The sequence below is a fragment of the Chryseobacterium sp. HR92 genome, from assembly GCF_045689405.1.
Classification (GTDB): Bacteria; Bacteroidota; Bacteroidia; order Flavobacteriales; family Weeksellaceae; genus Chryseobacterium; species Chryseobacterium viscerum_A.
In genome coordinates, this window is sequence record NZ_CP139139.1 from 1,289,575 (window position 1) to 1,311,164 (window position 21,590).

Below are 21,590 nucleotides of genomic sequence, written 5' to 3' on the forward strand. Positions count from 1 at the left end.
ACTGCCAACAGCAACTAAGTATATATGAAGTATCAAAGAAGTTCGGCTTTGTTTGATGAAGCCTACAAATACATTCCGGGAGGAGTAAACTCTCCGGTAAGAGCATTCAAATCCGTAGGAGGTGTTCCTGTTTTTATGAAATCGGCAAAAGGGGCTTACCTTACCGATGCAGATGACAATACTTACATCGATTATATCAATTCATGGGGTCCGGCCATTTTGGGACATACACATCCTGAAGTACTGGAAGAACTGAAGATTCAGGCAGAGAAAGGATTCTCTTTCGGAGCTCCTACAGAACTGGAAACAGAAATCGCAAAATTCATCATTGATAACGTCCCGAATATTGACCAGATCAGAATGGTTTCTTCAGGAACAGAAGCATGTATGAGTGTAGTAAGACTGGCCAGAGGATATACAGGAAGAGATAAAATTGTGAAATTTGAAGGCTGTTATCACGGACATTCAGATTCATTTCTGATCAAAGCAGGAAGTGGTGCAGCAACTTTCGGAAATCCAAATTCTCCAGGAGTAACAGCAGGTACTGCGAAAGATACATTATTAGCACGTTATAACGATTTTGAACAGGTTGAGGATTTATTCCGTCACAATCAGGGAGAAATTGCAGCGGTAATTATAGAGCCGGTTGCAGGAAATATGGGATGTGTACTGCCAGAAAACAACTTCTTACAAAACCTGAGAAAGATCTGTGATGAAAATAGAGCTTTATTAATTTTTGATGAGGTAATGACCGGTTTCAGATTGGCTTTCGGAGGAGCTCAGGAACTTTTCAATGTAAAAGCAGACTTAGTGACTTACGGAAAAGTAATCGGTGGAGGTCTTCCGGTAGGAGCTTTCGCTGGTAGAAATGAAATTATGGATCACCTGGCTCCAAAAGGAGGAGTATATCAGGCAGGAACATTAAGCGGAAACCCTTTAGCAATGAGAGCTGGATTAAAAACCCTTCAGCTTATTAAAAACGACCCCGAATTTTTCAACAGATTGCATAAGACAACAGAAACTTTGGATTTTGAAATCGGAAAAATTTTAAATGAAAAAGGAATTGCTCATAAAATCAACAGAAAAGGTTCTATGATGTCTGTTTTCTTCCATATCAACAGGGTTTCAAACTTTGATGAAGCTCAGGAAGCTAATCATTCATTGTTTAATAATTTCTTCCATCAGATGCTGCAGAATGGAGTGTATTTACCACCAAGTGGATACGAAACGTACTTCATCAGTGATGCGATCAAAGATAAAGAAATTGATATGACGCTGGAAGCAGTAAGAAAATTTGAATATTCCAATAAATAATAATGAGACCGGATTTTAGATCCGGTTTTTTTTGTGCAGAATGATTTGAATTGGAAAGTCTGCAGATCAATAAAAAACTCTACGCAATCAGAGTTATACACAATCTTTGTCACTCCGTAGGAGTCTCACCAGCATAAAAACAATATAATTTAGATTCCTACGGAATGGACAAGCAACCTGATAATATTTCCTGTATAAATAGTAAGTGATCAGCGTTATCCCTAACAAAAATATCCGCAATGTTTGTCACTCCACAGGAGTCTCAGCAACTTTAAAAAACATCATTTAGATTTCTATGGAATGACAATTGCCATGGATATCTTTTGACTTCAATACGGAAAGATAAACTGAGTATTTTAGCAAGTAATTACCACAAAGTATAAATCATACAGATTTTGTAATAAACCATACACCTCGTTCAGAGTACTTCTTTTTAATTTTGTCCTAAATAGATTGGAAATGAAGACTTCTGACAATACCATCTCCCGCAAAGATTTTATCCGGAATTCAGCTTTGGCTGTTGCGGGATTAACTTTAATACCTAATATCATGACTGCATCACCTTTCCTGGATGAAAATAATAGTGCCGTAAAAGGGAAAATGAGCCTTAAAAATGTTCGTCTGGAAACAGGTTTTGAATATCAGGATGGGGAAGTAGCTTCTACCAAAACAGATCTGTTCTATGTAGAAATTGAAAACGGGAAAATTGTAAAGATTAGCCCAAATCAGCCTAACGCTAAAGCGGTAGATGCAAAGGGATTGTTGATGCTTCCTGCATTCAAAGATATGCACATTCACCTTGATAAAACCTTTTATGGAGATCAATGGCAGGCCGTTAGAAAAAGAACCGGAGGGATCAAAGGAATGATAGAGCTGGAGCAGAAAATGCTTCCTGAAATGCTGAAAAACTCAACCTTCAAGGCTGAAAAACTGATCGAATTATTACAGTCGAAAGGAACTTCATATGCAAGAAGCCATGTAAATATTGAACCCACTTCCAAACTTCAGTCCTTAAGAAATCTGCAGAAAGCTTTAGAAAATAAAAAGAAAGGTTTTGGAGCCGAATTGGTAGCTTTTCCACAGCATGGCGTGTTCTATACGGATTCTGTGCCTTATCTGAAAGAAGCTGCAAAGATGGATATTGATTTTATCGGTGGTGTAGACCCATTCAACATCGATGGAGATATCGAAAAAGTGGTAGACTTTACTGTTCAGCTTGCTTTGGACAATAAAAAAGGAATAGATATTCACCTGCATGAAACCGGAGATTCCGGATTGAAAACAGTAGAATATCTTATTAAAAAAGTAAATGAAAATCCTGCTCTGAAAGGGAAGACTTATTTAAGCCACTGTTTTATTCTGGCTAAATTAGAAGCTGCAAAACAGGAAGAAATCGCTGAAAAATTAAGTGAAGCACAGATTGGAATTGTTTCTACAATCCCTTTTGGAAGGTTGATCATGCCAATACCAACGCTTTACAAACATAATGTAACTGTTCTCACAGGAAATGACAGTATCATAGATCATTGGAATACTTTCGGAACAGGGAGTGTACTTCAGAAAGCCAACTTAATGGCCCAATTGTACGGATATTCAACAGAGTTTTTATTGTCAAGAAGCTTAAAACTGGCAACAGGAAATATTCTTCCACTGGATGATAAAGGAACTCAACAATGGCCAAAAATAGGAGACAAAGCAGACTTTGTTCTGATGAACACAAGCTGTTCCGCAGAAGCTGTATCAAGAATTTCAGAAGTGGAATCATTGGTACATAATGGGAATGTTGTCTTTTAAACCTTCTTTTAACTCACATGAAAGTTATGAAAGTATTATTATTCTTTCTGGCATTCGGAAGTGTGAATACTTGTGAAACAAAACCTGTTGATACACCAAAAGAAGAAAATATGCAGGAAAAAGATATAATACATTTTGTAAAGAAAAATGATATGACTGCGGTACAATCAGCTTTGAATAACGGTGCAGATGTGAATGCCAAAGACAGGAAAGGCCGTTCCTTATTGCTGATTGCAACAATAAACAAACAATCTGAAATGGCAAAACTGCTTATATCTTACAAAGCAGATGTTAATCTTCAGGACGATCAGCTGGACAGTCCGTTTTTGTATGCAGGAGCAAGCGGACAGACGGAACTGGTTAAGCTGTATCTGGAAAGCGGAGCCCGTTTTGATCTTTTTAACCGTTATAACGGAACTGCTTTGATCCCTGCCTGCGAGCGGGGACATGTGGAAACTGTAAAAGTTTTGGTTAAAACAAAAGGATTTCCCATTAATCATGTGAACAGATTAGGATGGACAGCCTTGATGGAAGCGGTGATTCTGGGTAATGGAAGCGGGAAATATCAGGAAATTGTACAGATATTAAAAGATAACGGAGCTGATCTAACCATTCCTGACCATTCAGGTAAAACGCCTTTGCAGCATGCAGAATCATCAGGGTTTAAAGAAATTGCTCAGATTTTAAAATCATAGATGTTGAGCAACAGCTCGTGATTAATAAATTAATATATTTTTAGTTGTGTTTTTTTAACCGCAAAGGGTATAAAAGTTTTTACGGGGGAAAGCCTGGAAATGTATTGAACTTTTCAGAAACAGCCACTGGATGCAGATAGAAACTGAAGTAGAAGTGGTATAGTAAAGCTTTTGTCCCTTTTGTGGTTATTTTAGTTTTTTCTCTCACAATTTTTAGTAATTTTAAGAGAAAATCAGGCAGAGTGGGTTACCATACAGATCATTTTCCAATTTTAGGAATTCAGGAATTTAGTGAAAATCAGTTGAAGGGCTGTAATCTGCTGTTTAATGAACTTTACGGGGCACGTTCCATTGATGATCCCCATAAGCATGATTTTTTTATCATCAATCTTTTTGAGCATGGAGCAGGCTCACACACCATAGATTTTACAGAATATCCGGTAAAAGACCATCAGATCCACCTTGTTTTTCCGGATCAGGTGCACCAATGGGTCATTGAGAAAGAAACCATAGGTTATCAGCTGATGATCAGCCGGGACTGGTTTGAAAGCTTTCTGCCATCGTTAAGATTTTCGGCATCTTATTATCAGAATCATCCGGTTATTAATCTTTCCCAGGAAATTTTTAAAACTTTTCTATATGAATTTCAATCTATCCAGAAAGAACTGAATGGAGAAAACGTATTTTGGGAGCTTATTCAAAAAAGAAGTGAGCTCATTGGGCTGCTGGTAAGTAAATCTGTGGAAGGGGCTTTCAAAGACTTTGAAGTCTATAACTCAAATCCTATTATTTCAAAATTTCTCCATCTTATTGATGAACATTTTAAAACAGAAAGATCTGTTTCTTTCTATGCAGATAAACTGAATATTTCTGCCAACTATCTGAATATTGTCTGCAAGAAAAATCTTAATGCTTCGGCTTCATCCCTTATTCAGGATCGTATTTTACTGGAAGCCAAAAGACTTTTAAAGGTTTCCGAAATGTCTGTAAAAGATATTGTGTATGATCTCGGTTTCTATGACCATGCCAGCTTTTCCAAATTTTTTAAAGCACAAACGGGAATGACACCTTCCCAATTCAAAGAATAATCTGTACAAAACAAGACATGATTGATACACCGGTTTTACCCCAAAGCCGGGTTAATTTTGTATTGTTAAAATTTTAAATCATGCAATTTCCCTATCAATTAACTGCAAAAGGAAAATATTCCCTTAAAAATGTCCGCCTGGAAACAGGTTTTGAATACGAAAATGAAGAGGTTGTCGGAACGAAAACAGACCTTTTCAGTATTGAAATTGAAGACGGAAAGATCAAGTCCATACAAACAAATGATCCTGCTTCTAAAGCAATTGATGCTAAAGGGTATCTGATGCTTCCGGCTTTCAGAGATATGCACATCCATCTGGATAAAACATTGTACGGCCTTCCATGGCAGGCACTTTCCCCGAAGAGAAGAACAGTGAAAGATATGATTGCCTATGAACAGGAAATCATTCCTGAACTGTTGAAAACTTCCGTAAGCAGAGCAGAACAGCTGATCAGTCTGCAGCAACACTATGGAACTCATTTTGCGAGAACACATTTCAATATAGATCCTACATCAGGATTGAAATCCCTGGAACATCTTGAGCAGGCGCTTGAAAATAAAAAAGATTCCTTTAAAGCTGAACTGGTAGCCTTTCCACAACATGGAGTGTATTACACTGAATCTGCTCCATTGATGAAGGAAGCTGCCCTGCTGAAAAGTGTGGGATTCATTGGCGGGCTGGATCCTCTGAGTATTGACGGGAGTATTGAAAAAGTAATGGATTTTACCGTTCAATTGGCTTTAGATCACAATAAAGGAATTGATATTCACCTGCACGAAGTAGGAGAGTCCGGTATGAAAACCATCAATTATCTGATTGACAAAGCAATCGAAAATCCGGCACTTCAGGGAAAAACATTTGTAAGTCATGCATTTGCTTTAGCTCATCTTTCATCAAAAGAAACAGAACTGATTGCAGAAAGACTGGCCGCAGGAAAAGTAGGAATCGCTTCTTCTGTACCTTTTAAAGGAACGGTAATGCCCATTCCAACTTTGAAAAAATATGGTGTGAATGTATTAATTGGAAATGATAATGTACAGGACTACTGGAGTACTTTCGGGTCCGGAAGTATGCTGCAGAAAGCCAATCTGATTGCAGAATTGTACGGTTATGCCACAGAATATGCATTATCAAGAGCTTTACAGTTTGCAACTCAAAGTATCCTTCCTCTGGATGAAAAAGGAAAACAGCAGTGGCCTAAAGCTTGTGATGAAGCTGCAATTGTACTTGCAGACGCTTCATGTTCTGCAGAAGCTGTTTCCAGAATGTCTGAAATAAAAGCCCTGATGAATGACGGGAATTTATTTTGGAGAAATTAATTTGAAGTATATATATTTTTATACACTTGTTTTTTGTAATTGCCATCGGGAGTTTTCCTGGTGGCGTTTTTTTGAATTATAAATTATGAATTATGAGTTTCGGGATCCGGGTTTCGGGTCTCTTTCCTATCAATAGGAATGGGTTTAGCCCATTTATTAATTAGAAGAATCATTCGTCCGGCTTTAGCCGAAACTTACCAATAAACCCCATGATCAATTTAAAAAATAACTGTTCATATTCCCTTTTTCGGTTTTTGCAATATGAACATCTATTCATATTCAGAATTCCTAATATCTGTAATATCCAATAATAACAATAAAAAAAGCCCTCGGAAAATACTTCCGAAGGCCTTCTATTTGAAATTAAATCTAAGTACTATATACTATTATAAGTTGAAGTTTGTCCAACCCGCATACCATGTATCCGTAGCATCTTTTACAGCACCTTTGTAAGTTACCTGTGTAAACCAAGTAGCTAATTTAGGATTAGTAAACGCTCCTCCAGTTAATAATGGAGAACCTGCACTAGGAGTAAAGTTTGGTGTAGTTCCTGCAGGAGCCCAAGCACCAGCAAGTTTTACATCAGCAGTAGAAGCAAGGATTGTATTTCCTTTAGCATTAAACCAAGTTGTAAGATCGTTTAATGTATAAGTTGTCGGAGTAGAAGTAGATGGTCCAAATTTTAAAGGAGTTTGCATTCCTGCTAAAACATTGTTTTCAAAGAATAATTTGTTACCTACAATATTGTTATCTGTTGGAGCACCTTTTGTAGCATCAATGAATAAACCAACCGGGAATCCTGTGAATACAGAGTTGAATACAGAGATAGAAGAGTTTCTTCTGATCTGTAATGCATTCTGGAATAATGCGTTGATTGATCCTGGAGCCGCAGAGTTGATTGGCCCGATGATCGTCATGTTAGAGAATGTAGCTGAAGTCTGAGGCGTTAAAGTAGAACCGTTAGCATCATTATCAGACTCAAATGCGTTAGAACCGGAAACGTCTGCTACCTGAGAATCTCTTACTGCGATACCAAACTGAATGTTTCCTGAGAAACCGTTATCTGTATCGAAATCATCATCAAGACCTTTGTAAGAAATAAGGTGAGAACAGTTTACTGTTCCTCCGAACCATTCAAAACTGTCATCATTAGCATAAGCAACCTCTACGTAATCTACTGTAGTTCCGTTACCTACACCACCGAATGTAAGTCCGTTGATCTCTTTATCCGGTAAGAATGCATATCCTGCATATTCTATTCTTACATATTTTAATACACCACTGTTATCAGCAGCATTGTTTCCACCATAAAGTCCAAGACCTTCAGAGTTGTTGATACCTCCTTCAATCTCTCCAACTCCGTTTGCTCCACCGAAAGAAGCATTAGTAGGAGCATTTCCTAAAATTACTACACCTGCCCAGTCTCCTCTTTTAGGACTTGGTTTTTCAGAAGTGAAGATAATAGGGTTGGCAGCAGTTCCTTCTGCCATGATTTTACTGCCTTTTGTAATGATCAAAGCTCCGTTTTTATCAGCTTCACCTACAATCTTTGTACCTGGCTCGATAGTTAAAGTAGCTCCGTTAGTTACATATACTAGTCCTCTTAGCTTATAAATTTTGTTAGCTTTAAGCGTCATGCTGGAAGTGATCTTTCCTGAAAGAATAAGGTTTTCAGTATCTCCGTTTCCGTTACCTCCATTTTGAATAATGGTAGGTCCATCTTCTTCTATATTTCTACATGCGGTAGTTGATACTAGAGCGCCAAGCATTAAAGAATATAAAACGAACTTTTTCATGTTATAAAGAATTAAATTATTTATTAGATTATTTGTTGTGTGAATTAAAAATTGTATCCCAGTGTTAAACTGATATTGGTTCCCATAAGTCTTTCAATAGCAAGAGCATCCTTGTTATCATACTTACCGTTGTCGTTCAGGTCATGGTAGAATTTAGCACGACGGTTCAGGATATCTGAAACATTCAGCTTGATTTCTCCTTTGTTGCTCCATATTTTTTTTGCAATCTGGAAATCCAGAAGAGGTCTAGGTGCTTCCCAGATTGGTGGTACCTGATCGTTTCCTACATAAAGGATTCTTCTTCCGATCATGTTGAATAATACGGTGGAAGACCATCCTGATTTTTCAGTATCATATTGAAGACTTACATTGACCGTATATGGAGACTGACCCTGCATTGGTCTGTCAATCTTAGTAGCTTCGTCTGTTACTTTATTTTTAATTAAAGCTACGTTTCCACCCAGCGTAAAGTTTTTAAGAGCACTTACAAAATCCAGCTTTTTTCTTACTTCCAATTCCACCCCGTAAGCATCAGCTTTATCTACATTAAGGTAGTTGAAGGTATTACTCGTTCCAACCCCTGATTGGTTGAAGTATAATTCGATCGGCTTTTTGAAGTTTTTATAGAAACCTGCCACAGATATAATCTCTCCGTTTCTTGGGTAATATTCCCAACGAACATCGGCACTCGTAATTTTAGTTCTTTCAATAGATTTGTTACCGATTACAGTAGCTCCCAGATCAAAATCATAATATGCTAAAGGAGAAACCTCTCTAAACTCCGGTCTTACAACAGTTTGTGAACCTGCAACACGGATGTTCATTTTAGGATTTACCTTGAATGTTAAGTTTACAGCAGGTAAGAAATCTGTAACACGGGTGTTTACAAAACGGTCATCACTTTTTTTCGTGCTTCCTACCAATTGATCAAAGTTTTCAACTCTTAATCCCCAAACAGCTCTTAACCATGGTGTAAAGTTATTGTCAAACTGTAAATACCCTGCGTTAAGGATTGTGTTGGCAATATATCGGTACTGGTTTCCTGCAATTTCATCAAATGTAAATCCACCGTTACCTCCGAAGTTTCCTGGATTGAAGATAGTTTCAAAAGGCTGGGAAAGTAATCCCTGATTGAAGTTTTCAAGTCTTACAGAGAATGGTCTTGAATTGTAGATTCTGTCTTTTACCTGGAATAAATAACCTCCTTTGATCGTTTGTTTTTGACCAAACATGGTAAATGTTTTGGAGATATCACCTCCTGCATTATACAGATAGTCACTTAAAGTAGAGTAGAATACACTTCCCGATTTTTGAGAAAGACCATTAGAGATCAATGCTAAATAAGGGCTTCCTGTCATGTTTGTGTATTGATTATACTGCAAACGCTGTAGCAAAGGAATATACTGATCCAGGATTCCGAAGCTTCCGTACCAGTTTACAGTAAGGCCGCCAAGAATATCAATTTTGTGGTTACCGGTAAGGGTAGAATTATAGAAAGTAGTTTCTTTAAATCCAATTTCCCTTGCCATAATATTTGTTCCGTTGATTGGATCAAATTCAAAGTCCTTTCCTGTTCTGAAGGACATGTGGTTCACTGTATTATTAGTGATGATATTCTTTAAGGAAATTTTATTGTTGCTGTTCAGCTTTAAAGCTAAGTTCAACATTCCTCCTAAGATAATATCATTGCTGTATTTTTCTGTAAAATAATCGAAGTTGGTATCAGCAAGTTCGTTGTTGATGGTAAAGAAACGGTTGGTAGACTCAGTTCTTCTCTTATTGTTACTGTAGTTTAAAACAGCAATTACTCCTAAATCCTTTCCAAATATTTTGGTATTGAAACCTCCGTCAAGCTGTAAACTTAAGTTTTCAGGATAACCGATACTGTTGTATCCTAAGTTCTTTGTGTATCCTTTACCAATCTCTGTTTTCTGAGCTTCAGTCAGAATGCTGAAAGCATTTTTTGCAGGCATATTGGTAGGAAGCTTTCTGTAACCGTCATCAATTCCTAAAAAGTCCCATTTTCCTCCTTTCTGCATATGGAATTCCTGCCCCATAGTAGCAGTGTTTCCTCCTACACCTACCTGTACGTTGAAGAAATTTTTATTAGGAATATCCTTTGTATTTACCTGAATCAATGCTCCTCCCCATTCACCTGTATATTCCGGAATGAAAGTTTTGTTGATGACAAGGGTTTCGATAACGTTTGCCGGGAATAGGTCAAAAGAGAAAGTCTTTCTGTCAGGCTCCGTGCTGGATAACTGAATACCATTCAGCATCGCTTGGTTATAACGGTCTGATAAACCTCTTACTACAATATATTTTCCTTCAGATAAACTCACCCCGGAAACTCTCTTCAGAACTTCACCTGTGTTTCTATCCGGACTTCTTTTAATAGCTTCAACCCCAATAACCTGAGAAACTACACCGGCGTTCTTCTGTAAACCGATTGTAGAGGCTATGGTTTCTTTTCTTGCGTTTGATTTTATGACAACTCCCTCAATTTCTTTTTCCTTGGTAGAGGGCTTGTCCATTACGATATCAAGATGAGTATTACCTTCATTTTTGATAATAACCTCACTGATCTCTTTTCTGTTATACCCATTGGAGCTTACCGTTACAATGTAATTGGTGCCGGGGGACAGGTTGATAGAGTAGTATCCGGAAATGTCAGTCGTTGCTTCCTGCCCATTTACTTTTACCTTTACCCCTTCTATAGGAGTGTTATCTTTCTCGTCCAATACCCTACCTTCCAAAATCTGACTTTGTGCAAAAGCATAGCCAGCAGAAAACAAGGCAAGTAGCATGATGCTCTTGTGGAGTTGTTTTTTCATTTTACTTCTTTTACTTCTTTTTCAAGGGCAAAATAAGGGCTAAGTTTTTAAGAAAACTTTAGGAGAATCTTAATTAATTGTGAAGTTTGTATTAACGGATGAGTGAAATTTACAGTTATTGATGTTTAATTTATATAATTGTAATTTTTGTTTTAATTTTAAATATTATTCCTTATATTTGATTTATGTGTATTTATTGTTAATTTTTTTTATTGATTTTATAATTTTGAACTGCGATATGTTTTTTTAATAATTAGTTAACATTTGGCAGATAGATGAAATCAATTGAAATAATTAATTTTGTGGGAATTCTTAAACTAGAAGATGAGCAAAAAAATTCTTTTAATAGACGATGAACTGGACATTTTAGAGATTCTGTCTTACAATTTGGAAAAGGAGGGGTATGATATCTATACAGCTACCAATGGTAACGAAGGTATAGAAAAAGCAAAGGAGATTGTTCCGGACCTTATCTTATTAGATGTCATGATGCCTGAAAAAGATGGTATAGAAACCTGTCAGGAACTTCGTAAAGTGAAAGAACTTCAAAAAACACTTATCGTGTTCCTTTCTGCAAGAAGCGAGGAGTTTTCTCAGTTAGCAGGTTTTCAGGCGGGTGCCAATGATTACATCGTAAAACTGATCAAGCCGAAAATCCTTATCTCTAAAGTAAATGCATTATTACAGCTAACCTCGCAGGTTTCTGACAATGCAAAACTAATCGAAATCGGAGACCTTGTTATCGACAAAGATAATTTCAGAGTTTCCAAAAGCGGACAGCAATTTCTTCTTCCTAAAAAAGAATTTGATTTGCTTTACCTTTTGGCTTCCAATACTGAAAAGGTTTTCAAAAGAGAAGAAATTCTGGAAAAAGTTTGGGGTAATGATGTGATTGTTGGTGAAAGAACCATCGATGTACATATCAGAAGGTTGAGAGAAAAACTAGGAATCAATACGATTCAGACATTAAAAGGGATTGGGTATAAACTGATCGTTTAATTATTTTTAGAATCTTAACTTTACGTTCAATCATTAAAACGTTGTAAAATTGAAATTTTACAGACTTACCCTCGTTGCCTCCTGTCTGCTGACATTGGTAATGCTCCTTTTAGTAGTCGTCTTCGATTCACTGAAAGATATCTATTATGAGACCCCTTTGTTTAAAACGGGTCTTTTCATCTGTATTATCCTGATCTTTATGATCAACTGTGTGGTATTGGAGCTACTTTTCAATTATTACAGCAGAAAACAGGTAAAAGGTCTTTCGGGATTTCTGCCGCAGGAAATAGTTCAGAATCAGGATGAAAATATTACCATCAAGGAATTAGGAGAAAGGTTTTCAGATCTCAATCAGCAGCAGGTATCAGAAATTGATATGATGAAAGAGATGGAAAGCTACCGTAAAGAATATATAGGTAATGTATCTCACGAACTGAAAACGCCTTTGTTTTCTATTCAGGGATATGTAGAAACTTTAAGAGACGGTGGTGTAGACAATCTTACCATTCGTGACAAATACCTGGAAAGAATTGATAAATCTGTCGAAAGACTTATTGCTATTGTCACAGATCTTGATATGATCAACAGGCTGGAAGCAGGCGAAATCAATCTTACCGTTTCAAAATTTGATGTCAATCTTCTGATCAAAGAGATTTTTGATCTTCTTGATCTTGAAGCTGAAAAAAGAAATACAACATTACAGATCCAGACCCTTCATCCACAGATTTTTGTGGAGGCTGATAAACAGAAAATTTCCCAGGTTTTCATTAATCTTATTTCCAATGCGATTCACTATGCCAACAGACAGGAAGCAAAAGTGATCGTAAAGACCAGTATCCTTAAAAATAAGGTGCTGATAGAAGTGATAGATAACGGGATGGGAATCAAGTCTGAGATTCTTCCAAGGATCTTCGAAAGGTTTTACCGTGTAGAAACTAGCAGAAGCAGGAGAGAAGGAGGTTCAGGACTGGGATTAGCCATCGTAAAACATATTCTTGAAGCACATAACGAAAATATCACCGTTGAAAGTGTATACCTTGAAGGCACGAAGTTTAGTTTTATGCTCGAAAAAAGTAAATAATTCCGGCAAAATGTAAGGAAAAAAAATATTTTAAAAAATCCTGAAATATTTTTTTGTCACATGTCATTTATTATATATTTGCACCAGAGATTTATCATAATTATAAAGGCAAAAAAAGTAATTTAAGAAACTGATATGGTTTACAAAATCCGCGTAATATTAGATGCGAAAGAAGATATTTTCCGTGATATCGAAGTTAAGGGAAAACAAACGTTATGGAACTTACATTTAGGAATTAAAAGTGCATTCAGTCTGCAGGGAGATGAGCTTTCTACTTTTAATCTGTTAGAAGATGACGGAACAATTGTAAAAAGTGTCCCATTGGAAGATATGAGTGATGATGGTGATGGTGAGATTATGTCAGATGTTTACATTGATGAAGCTTTTGAAAGTGTAGGCGACAAGGCACAGTTCCAATATGGGCTTCTTGACCTTTGGGAATTCTTCTGTGAACTTGTAGAAGTAATTGAAGAAACAAAAGGGGTTAATTATCCTATCACAGTATACAGATTCGGAAACGTTCCGTTGAAAGCACCTAGCAAAAACGGAAGTGCCGGAGGATCTAAAAAGAAATCGGCAATGCCTTTGGTAGATGATGAGTTTGGTTTCGATGAAGATTTCGGATCAGGAGGAAACTTTGCAGATGAGGACGACAGCTTCGACGATGAGGAAGAAGAAGACTACAATGACGATGTCTTTGATGATGAAGATGACAATGATGACGAAAGATAGTCAACACAATATACTGGCCCTGGATTTTGATCCGGGGCTTTTTTTGCAAAAGTGTGAAGGTATTTAATTTTCAATAAAAACAGATCTGCCTGGTAACTGCCGGAAAGTATATCCATCTATCCGTAAATTTTGCCTTTTCCCAAAAAACAATCCTTACTTTTGTTAAAAATAGTTTAATGAAAAAATTAATTTTGTTAGCTGTAATTGGTCTGGGAATTGTTTCCTGTACCACTCAAAAAAATACCCGGAAGATGACAGAACTGCCAAAAGATTGGAAACATAATACAAATATCTACGAAGTAAACATAAGACAATATACTCAGGAAGGAACTTTCAAAGCATTTGCAAAAGAAATGCCCCGCCTGAAATCTATGGGAATAAAAACCCTTTGGTTTATGCCCATCACCCCCATTGCCCATCAGAATAAAAAAGGAAGCATGGGAAGCCCATATGCCGCTTCAGATTATACTTCCATCAATCCTGAATTCGGAACACTGCAGGACTTTAAAGATATGGTGAATGAGGCACATAGACTGGGGTTCAAAGTAATTATAGACTGGGTAGCCAATCATACAGGCTGGGATCATGTCTGGACAAAAACACACCCTGAATTTTATCTGAAAGATCCGGATGGAAAATTCCATATCGCTTCCGGAATGGATGATATTATTGAGCTGGATTACAAAAACCAGGAGATGCGTCAAGCTATGATTGATGCCATGAAATTCTGGGTACAGGAAACTAATATTGATGGTTTCCGATGCGACCTTGCTTCATGGGTAGAAGCAGATTTCTGGGTGCAGGCCCGTCCTGAAGTAGAAAAAGTAAAACCTCTTTTCTGGCTGGGAGAATTTGATGAGTTGGAAAGCCCTGAGTACGGAAAAGTTTTTGATGCCAGCTATTCCTGGAAATGGATGCACAAATCTGCCGATTACTATAAAAATAACGAACCTCTTCAGGAATTAAAAGATCTTCTGAGACAATATTCAAATATCGGAGATGCTTCAATGAGAGCATGGTTTACCACAAATCATGACGAGAATTCATGGAACGGAACCGAATATGAAAAATATGGAGTCATTACAAAACCTATGGCAGTATTCTCTGCAACATGGAATGGTGTTCCGTTACTTTACTCTGGACAGGAACTTCCGAATATGAAAAGACTTGAGTTTTTCGAAAAGGATGTCATCAAATGGACAAATACATATCAGGTCGCTGATTTCTATAAAACATTATTGGATTTAAAAGCCTCCAACCTGGCCTTGAGAGGAGGAGATTCTAATGTAACAACTTATCTTCTTAATACTACAGCCAATGATAAGATTCTGGCCTATGTAAGAAAAAATGGGAATGATGAAGTATTGGTTGTTCTGAATATGTCAAAAGAACCTGTTAACTTTTCAATTGAAGACGAACATGTATCAGGAGCATTCAGGAATGTTTTTGATAAAACGAAAAGAGATTTCAATAATGGGAAAGACTTTAGTTTCAAAGTTTCAGATTATGCCGTATTTGAAAAATAAGCAATCAATCCTTTGAAATTCTGGCTGAAACAGTGAAATCTTAATGACTGATCTTTAAAGGTTCTCAATTCCCCTCCGCTGGAGGGGTGTCAAAATCTATGATTTTGACGGGGTGGTTTATCTGCCCATAATAAAAAAACGATCATCGTAATGAACAAACAGGAAATAATCAATATAATAAAAGCAAAAGCTACCGACAAAATCCAGTATTTTGAAAACCTTATTGCGGAAACACGGGCATCCAATAACGATACGAAAAGTTCGATGGGGGACAAATATGAAACCGGAAGAGAAATGCTTCAGCAGGAAATTAATAATCTGCAGAGACAGCTTAACGAAGTTTTGAATCAGCAGGCTGTACTGCAGAAAATAACTTCCGATCCTTCGGAAAAAGTTCAGAATGGTGCATTGGTGAAAACCAATAAGGGGCTGTTCTATATCTCTGCTTCAATGGGAGAACTTGTCTTTGAAAATCAGAAAATCATGACTGTATCTGCAGAATCTCCACTGGTAAAAGTAATGTGTGGTAAAAAAACAGGAGAATCATTTACAGTAAACAGCATTCACCAGACCATTGAAAATATATGGTAAATTTAATAGACGTTAGAATGCAGATATACAGTTGTTTAATAGAAAATAGACATCAGACCTATAAAAAGCATTCATAAAAATGAGTGCTTTTTTTGATGGTTTTTACTAAATTTGGAACTTAAAATCTCATTCAAAATGCAAAACTACCTGGACCTTTTACAGCATATTTTAGACAACGGAACGGATAAAACCGATAGAACAGGCACTGGAACAAGAAGTGTTTTCGGATATCAGCTGAGATATGATCTGTCTAAAGGATTTCCCTTGGTAACGACCAAAAAAGTGCATTTGAAATCTATTATTTATGAGTTGCTTTGGTTCCTGAAAGGAGATACCAACATCAAATACCTTAAAGATAACGGAGTAAGCATCTGGGATGAATGGGCAAATGAAAATGGAGATTTGGGACCGGTTTATGGAGCGCAATGGAGAAGCTGGAGCGGTGCAGATGGAAAAGTGGTAGATCAGATTACAGAAGTCATTGACCAGATTAAAAAAAATCCTGATTCCAGAAGACTGATTGTTTCCGCATGGAATGTAGCAGAAATTCCCAATATGGCCTTAGCTCCTTGTCATGCTTTGTTCCAGTTTTATGTAGCTGATGGAAAATTATCCTTACAACTGTACCAAAGAAGTGCTGATGTTTTCCTTGGGGTACCATTCAATATTGCAAGCTATGCATTGCTCCTGATGATGGTAGCACAGGTTTGTGATCTGGAAGTGGGAGATTATGTTCACAGTTTCGGGGATGTTCATATCTACAATAATCATTTTGAACAGGTAAACAGACAGCTGGGACGAGAGCCGAGAGCACTTCCGACGATGAAACTGAATCCGGAAGTTAAAAATATCTTTGATTTTGATTTCGAAGACTTCAGTCTGGAAAATTATGATCCGCATCCGGGAATTAAAGCTCCTGTAGCTATTTAATATCCTTTAATATTTATCTGATATCCTTTCTCTATTATTTACACATTAGTAGAGAGGATTGTTTTGTCATATATTCCGGAAACATAAGGGTTGCCGGACCATTATTTTATCCCCCAAATTCATGTTTTACATTTCGGATAGAAAGTAAATGATAAGGTACTATTCTATTTTAAAATGGGAAAAATAATTTGTACAACAGCTTATACCACAAATTATCTTGAGATAAACCTTTAAGCACACTTTCTTTTGGCAATTGTTTCTTAAATTTGAAAGAACAACTCAGATTCATTTAATCTTTTGAAAAAAGGGAAGGATGATTGGGTTACAGATCATAAATTTCAAATGCTTAAAAATAAATCATGAAGTATTTAAAAGTTAATATTGAAGAAAACGCAGACATCGAAGCGCTGAAAAACGCCATCCTTCAATTGAAGGGAGTGGCTTCAGCAGAAATAATGGATGACGAAAATCCGGAAAGCGAGCTGAAAAAAGCTTTTGCAAAAACCAAAGAACAACTTCAAAAAGGAGACTATGAAACCTTAGTCAATGATATTTTCGATATAATCATTAAAAAATAATTCTAAAAATAATAAAGTAGACCGATGAGAAAGGCCATTTTATCAATTGCTATACTTGGAATTTTATTTTCCGCAAATGTATCAGCACAAACCGAAACTTCAGGAAGGGAAAAAGTATACAGAGCTACTCCTGCCAAGGTGACGGAACTTAAACACACAAAGCTGAAAGTAAATTTCGATTATCAGAAAGAACAGATGAATGGGGAAGAATGGCTTACCGCCTCACCTTATTTTTATGCCACCAACGAACTTACGCTTGATGCAAAAGGAATGCTGATTCATGAAGTGGCTCTTGATAATAACGGGAAAAAATCTCCTTTGAAATATGATTACAAAGATGATGTTCTGAAAATCAACCTTGATAAAACATACCAGAAAAATCAGGAGTATACCGTCTACATCAAATATACATCCCGTCCCAATGAGGTGAAGCAGGAGGGAAGCATGGCTATCAATGATGCAAAAGGACTTTATTTCATCAATGCTCAGGGAACAGAACCGGATAAGCCTACACAAATCTGGACACAGGGAGAAACAGAATCTTCTTCTGCATGGTTTCCTACGATTGATAAACCCAACCAAAAGACAACACAGGAAATTTATATGACAGTTCCTGATAAATATGTAACCCTTTCCAATGGCCTACTGAAAGAATCTAAAAAAGAATCCAACGGACTTAGGACAGATCATTGGGTGATGGATAAAAGACATTCTACCTATCTTTTCTTTATGGGAGTAGGAGAATATGCTATTGTAAAAGACAAGTGGAAAAATATCCCGGTTGATTATTATATTGAAAAAGAATACGAACCTTATGCTAAACAGATCTACGGGAATACTCCGGAAATGATCGACTTTTTCTCCAAAAAACTAAATTACGATTATCCATGGGCAAAATATGCTCAGATTTCAGGAAGAGATTATGTAAGTGGAGCGATGGAAAACACTACAGCAACCCTTCATGGGAGTGATATCCTTCAGAAACCGGGACAGCTTATTGACGAAAATACATGGGAAGACACTATTGCCCACGAATTGTTCCATCATTGGTTTGGAGATCTTGTTACAGCAGAAAGCTGGAGCAATCTTACAGTCAACGAATCCTTCGCCAATTATTCCGAATACCTTTGGAATGAATATAAATATGGAAAAGATCAGGCAGATTATCACCTGATGACCGATGTGAATAACTATCTTCACAACCCGTCCGATTTTAATAAAAATCTGGTTAGGTTCAATTATGAATCCCGTGAAGATGTTTTTGATCTGGTAACGTATCAGAAAGGAGGAGGAATTTTGAATATGCTGAGAAACTACCTCGGAGATGATGCCTTCTTTGCAGGAATGAACGATTATCTGAAAACCAATGAATATCAGAATGCAGAAGCCCATCAGTTGAGACTCTCTTTTGAAAAAGTATCAGGGAAAGACTTAAACTGGTTCTTCAATCAATGGTATTTTGGAAGTGGAAATCCGAAAATTAATTACTCATTCACATTTGAGCCTGTAAAAAAACAAGTGGCGTTAACTATTAATCAAAGTCAAGAAAAACCATTTGAATTTCCTTTGGCTATAGATGTCTATGACAACGGAAAATCTAAAAGATATAATGTCTGGGTAAATGCAGAAGCAAAAAATACATTCAGTTTTGATGTTTCCAAAACTCCTGATCTGATTAATATCAATGCAGATGGGGTTTTACTGGCAGACATTACCGAGGCTAAGACTCCTGAGCAGAACCTGATGCAGTTTACAAATTCCAAGGAGTTTAAAAGCAGATATCTGGCGTTAAATGGGATCAAGGATCAGATTGGAAAAAGCCCTGCCGTTGTAAAATTGCTGGCTGCAGCATTAAAAGATCCTTTTTTCAGAGTAAGAATAAAAGCTTTAAATTTAATAGATCTTACCAATCCTGAGCAAATGAAGGCGCTGGGTGCTGAAGTTGAAAAACTGGCTTCCAATGATCCTAAAACATTAACACAGGCAGCGGCTATTACTGCTTTAGGAAAGACAAAAGACAAAAAATATCTTCCATTATTTGAAAAAGGAATAAATGCTGTTTCAAATGCTGTGAAAGGGAGTTCAATGAGTGCACTTCTTTCCATTGATCCGTCAAGAGCAAATAACCTGGCTGATAAAATTGATATGAAAGGAGCATCAGATGCATTGCAGGCTCAGTTGCTTCCGATTATTGTAAAGAACAAAATTACTTCTCAGATAGAGAATATTGCTCCTCTTGCTACCTTTTATCCATTTATTAAATTCCAGAACCCTGAATTAGGAAAAGCTGCAGAAGACGGTTTCAATTGGATCATGACTTCTGATAACTTAAAAGCAACGGAAAGCATTACGAAAATAGCAGGATATGCCAAAAATCAGATGGCAGGTAATCCGCAGGCTAAAATGATGATGGTTCAGATGCTGAAAGATGGCTTAAGTAAAAAAATGGAACTGCTGAAACAGAATCCGCAAAATGCTGCAAGTATTAATAAGCAGATTGACGTGATCAATAAAGCAATTGAAAACTATAAATAATAGAGAAAGCCGGCAGATTTGCCGGCTTTCTTTTATCATGACTGAATACCAATTTATCGAAATATGATATAAAGTAGATTGGTTTTTAATAATATTACAAAAATCAGCATTTTTTACCGCTGTTTTTTGCAGTATCTTTCATAAATTCGTTTAAAATTTAGACAATTATGAGTTTTGGAATTGAAGCAGCGGGCTATTATGTGCCTGGTTTATATTTGGAGATTAAGGATTTAGCAGAAAAAAGAGGAATAGAACCGGCGAAATTGGAAAAAGGCTTAGGTCTTCATAAAATGGGGCTTTCTGATGTTCATGAAGATCCAGCAACCTTTGCCGCAGAAGCATTACTGAAGCTTATACAAGATTATAATATCAATCCTAAGGAAATAGCAAGAGTATATCTGGGAACAGAAAGTGCGGTGGATGCAGCAAAGCCTACAGCATCTTATGCTGTTCAGATGGTAGAACAGGTATTGAAAGAAGAATTTGGAGCAAGATGTTTCAGAAACTGTGATGTGCTGGATATGACATTTGCTTGTGTAGGAGGAGTAGATGCTCTTCATAATGCTTTAGATTTTGTAAGAGTGAATCCTGATAAAAAAGCAGTAGTGATTGCCAGTGACTATGCAAAATATGAATTGGCTTCTTCAGGAGAATATACGCAGGGAGGAGGAGCTGTAGCTCTTTTGATTTCTTCACAGCCCGATCTTCTTGAAATTGAAAATAACTGGGGGGTAGCTTCAGAAAGTGTCTTTGATTTTTTCAAACCGAGAAGAACCTATAATAAAGAATACCTGAACGGTGCTCCGGAAACATATCCCGAAAAAATTGAAATTTTCACAGATGAACCTGTTTTTGACGGGCAATATTCTAACCAATGCTATCAGGATAGGATAAGAGAAGCTTACAATCATTATAAAGAAATAACAGGAGAGAAAAAACCTTATGAAAACTGGAAATATATTATTTTCCATCTACCCTATGCCTTTCACGGAAAAAGGGTTTTTACTGAAATTTACAGTCTTGAGAATGGTTTGCCTTATGAAACTGCAGAAGAACAGAAAGCCGTTGCAAAATCTGAAGATTATTTACAATTAATCAGTGATAAAATAGAAAAGACACAAAGGGCTTCTTCCGAGATAGGGAACATGTACACAGCTTCTGTCTTTATGGCCTTTCTTTCTGCTTTACAGACATCCTATAACGAAAATGAAGAGCTTTCAGGAGAAGAAATTGGCTTTATAGGCTATGGAAGTGGTTCAAAATCAAAAGTGTTTGCCGGAAAAGTTTCTGAGAACTGGAAAAAAGTAGTAGAAAAATGGAATGTATTTGAAAATTTGAAACAAAGAACTTCTGTAGATTTTGAAACTTATGAAAAACTTCACAGAAAGCAACTGAAAGAATCTGTAAACATAAATTATAAAGGATTCGGACTTGTTTCTATTGAGACTGAAAATCCGGTATTAATTGGAGCCAGATATTATAGTTACCAGAAATAAAATTATTGTAAACTTAATATATAAAGCATCTCATCGTATGAGATGCTTTTTTTTTGCAGTAAAACATGCTTATAATAATCCACATGAAGTTTATGTTAATTATGTTCTTTTTCAAATAAAAGCACATTGAATATTTTCTCATTTTCAGAGTTGAATTATTTTTAAATGTAATGCTAAAAAGGTTAAAAAAATGCAGGGAATATGAAAGAGAATTTTATAAGTTTCAACTGATCTCGCAATATAATATAGTAACAGTTTTTTGGTGGAAATTACAATGACACC

16 protein-coding genes are annotated in these 21,590 nt (G+C 36.6%); 14 read left to right on the forward strand and 2 right to left on the reverse strand.

Annotated features, from left to right (window positions below; translation table 11 throughout):
• The first annotated feature begins 24 nt into the window (after positions 1-24).
• The 5 genes from hemL (at position 25) to SFA27_RS05880 (ending at position 6,210) form a co-directional block, all read left to right on the forward strand.
• Positions 25-1,314, forward strand: coding sequence for a glutamate-1-semialdehyde 2,1-aminomutase (gene hemL, locus SFA27_RS05860; RefSeq protein WP_407296985.1), 1,290 nt, complete (start codon positions 25-27; stop codon positions 1,312-1,314).
• A 459-nt stretch (positions 1,315-1,773) separates the two neighbouring features.
• On the forward strand, positions 1,774-3,108 hold the full coding sequence (locus tag SFA27_RS05865) for an amidohydrolase (protein ID WP_407296987.1): 1,335 nt from the start codon (positions 1,774-1,776) through the stop codon (positions 3,106-3,108).
• Between the two features lie 26 nt (positions 3,109-3,134).
• Entirely contained in the window at positions 3,135-3,803 is a 669-nt protein-coding gene (locus tag SFA27_RS05870) for an ankyrin repeat domain-containing protein (RefSeq protein ID WP_407296989.1), read from the forward strand.
• Positions 3,804-4,045: 242 nt separating this feature from the next.
• Complete coding sequence (locus SFA27_RS05875) at positions 4,046-4,891, forward strand: helix-turn-helix domain-containing protein (protein WP_047378618.1); 846 nt, start codon at positions 4,046-4,048, stop codon at positions 4,889-4,891.
• An 80-nt stretch (positions 4,892-4,971) separates the two neighbouring features.
• Positions 4,972-6,210 (forward strand): amidohydrolase, encoded by a 1,239-nt coding sequence (locus tag SFA27_RS05880; RefSeq protein WP_407296991.1) that lies wholly within the window; start codon positions 4,972-4,974, stop codon positions 6,208-6,210.
• 386 nt (positions 6,211-6,596) lie between these two features.
• Here the strand turns inward: SFA27_RS05880 and SFA27_RS05885 are convergent, their stop codons facing one another.
• Complete coding sequence (locus SFA27_RS05885; RefSeq protein WP_047378616.1) at positions 6,597-8,006, reverse strand: hypothetical protein; 1,410 nt, start codon at positions 8,004-8,006, stop codon at positions 6,597-6,599.
• Positions 8,007-8,050: 44 nt separating this feature from the next.
• Positions 8,051-10,840, reverse strand: coding sequence for a TonB-dependent receptor (locus SFA27_RS05890; protein ID WP_264517240.1), 2,790 nt, complete (start codon positions 10,838-10,840; stop codon positions 8,051-8,053).
• 324 nt (positions 10,841-11,164) lie between these two features.
• Between SFA27_RS05890 and SFA27_RS05895 the strand changes: the two genes are divergently transcribed.
• The 9 genes from SFA27_RS05895 (at position 11,165) to SFA27_RS05935 (ending at position 21,308) form a co-directional block, all read left to right on the forward strand.
• Positions 11,165-11,839 carry a response regulator gene (locus SFA27_RS05895; RefSeq protein WP_002977493.1) on the forward strand — a complete coding sequence of 225 codons (675 nt, stop codon included), beginning with the start codon at positions 11,165-11,167 and terminating at the stop codon, positions 11,837-11,839.
• Positions 11,840-11,888: 49 nt separating this feature from the next.
• A complete protein-coding gene (locus SFA27_RS05900) occupies positions 11,889-12,920 on the forward strand; it encodes a cell wall metabolism sensor histidine kinase WalK (protein ID WP_047378614.1) in 1,032 nt (343 codons plus the stop codon).
• 135 nt (positions 12,921-13,055) lie between these two features.
• The gene (locus SFA27_RS05905) at positions 13,056-13,652 is read left to right on the forward strand and encodes an IS1096 element passenger TnpR family protein (RefSeq protein WP_047378613.1); all 597 of its coding nucleotides are present in this window, start codon (positions 13,056-13,058) and stop codon (positions 13,650-13,652) included.
• Between the two features lie 176 nt (positions 13,653-13,828).
• A complete protein-coding gene (locus SFA27_RS05910) occupies positions 13,829-15,178 on the forward strand; it encodes an alpha-amylase family glycosyl hydrolase (RefSeq protein WP_407296994.1) in 1,350 nt (449 codons plus the stop codon).
• A 150-nt stretch (positions 15,179-15,328) separates the two neighbouring features.
• Positions 15,329-15,769: a hypothetical protein gene (locus SFA27_RS05915; protein ID WP_407296996.1), complete on the forward strand. Its 441-nt coding sequence runs from the start codon at positions 15,329-15,331 to the stop codon at positions 15,767-15,769.
• A 135-nt stretch (positions 15,770-15,904) separates the two neighbouring features.
• The gene (locus SFA27_RS05920; RefSeq protein ID WP_047378610.1) at positions 15,905-16,699 is read left to right on the forward strand and encodes a thymidylate synthase; all 795 of its coding nucleotides are present in this window, start codon (positions 15,905-15,907) and stop codon (positions 16,697-16,699) included.
• Between the two features lie 359 nt (positions 16,700-17,058).
• The gene (locus SFA27_RS05925) at positions 17,059-17,277 is read left to right on the forward strand and encodes a hypothetical protein (protein WP_047378609.1); all 219 of its coding nucleotides are present in this window, start codon (positions 17,059-17,061) and stop codon (positions 17,275-17,277) included.
• Between the two features lie 24 nt (positions 17,278-17,301).
• The gene (locus SFA27_RS05930) at positions 17,302-19,812 is read left to right on the forward strand and encodes a M1 family metallopeptidase (RefSeq protein WP_407296998.1); all 2,511 of its coding nucleotides are present in this window, start codon (positions 17,302-17,304) and stop codon (positions 19,810-19,812) included.
• Between the two features lie 167 nt (positions 19,813-19,979).
• Positions 19,980-21,308: a hydroxymethylglutaryl-CoA synthase family protein gene (locus SFA27_RS05935; RefSeq protein WP_407297000.1), complete on the forward strand. Its 1,329-nt coding sequence runs from the start codon at positions 19,980-19,982 to the stop codon at positions 21,306-21,308.
• Positions 21,309-21,590: the final 282 nt, after the last annotated feature.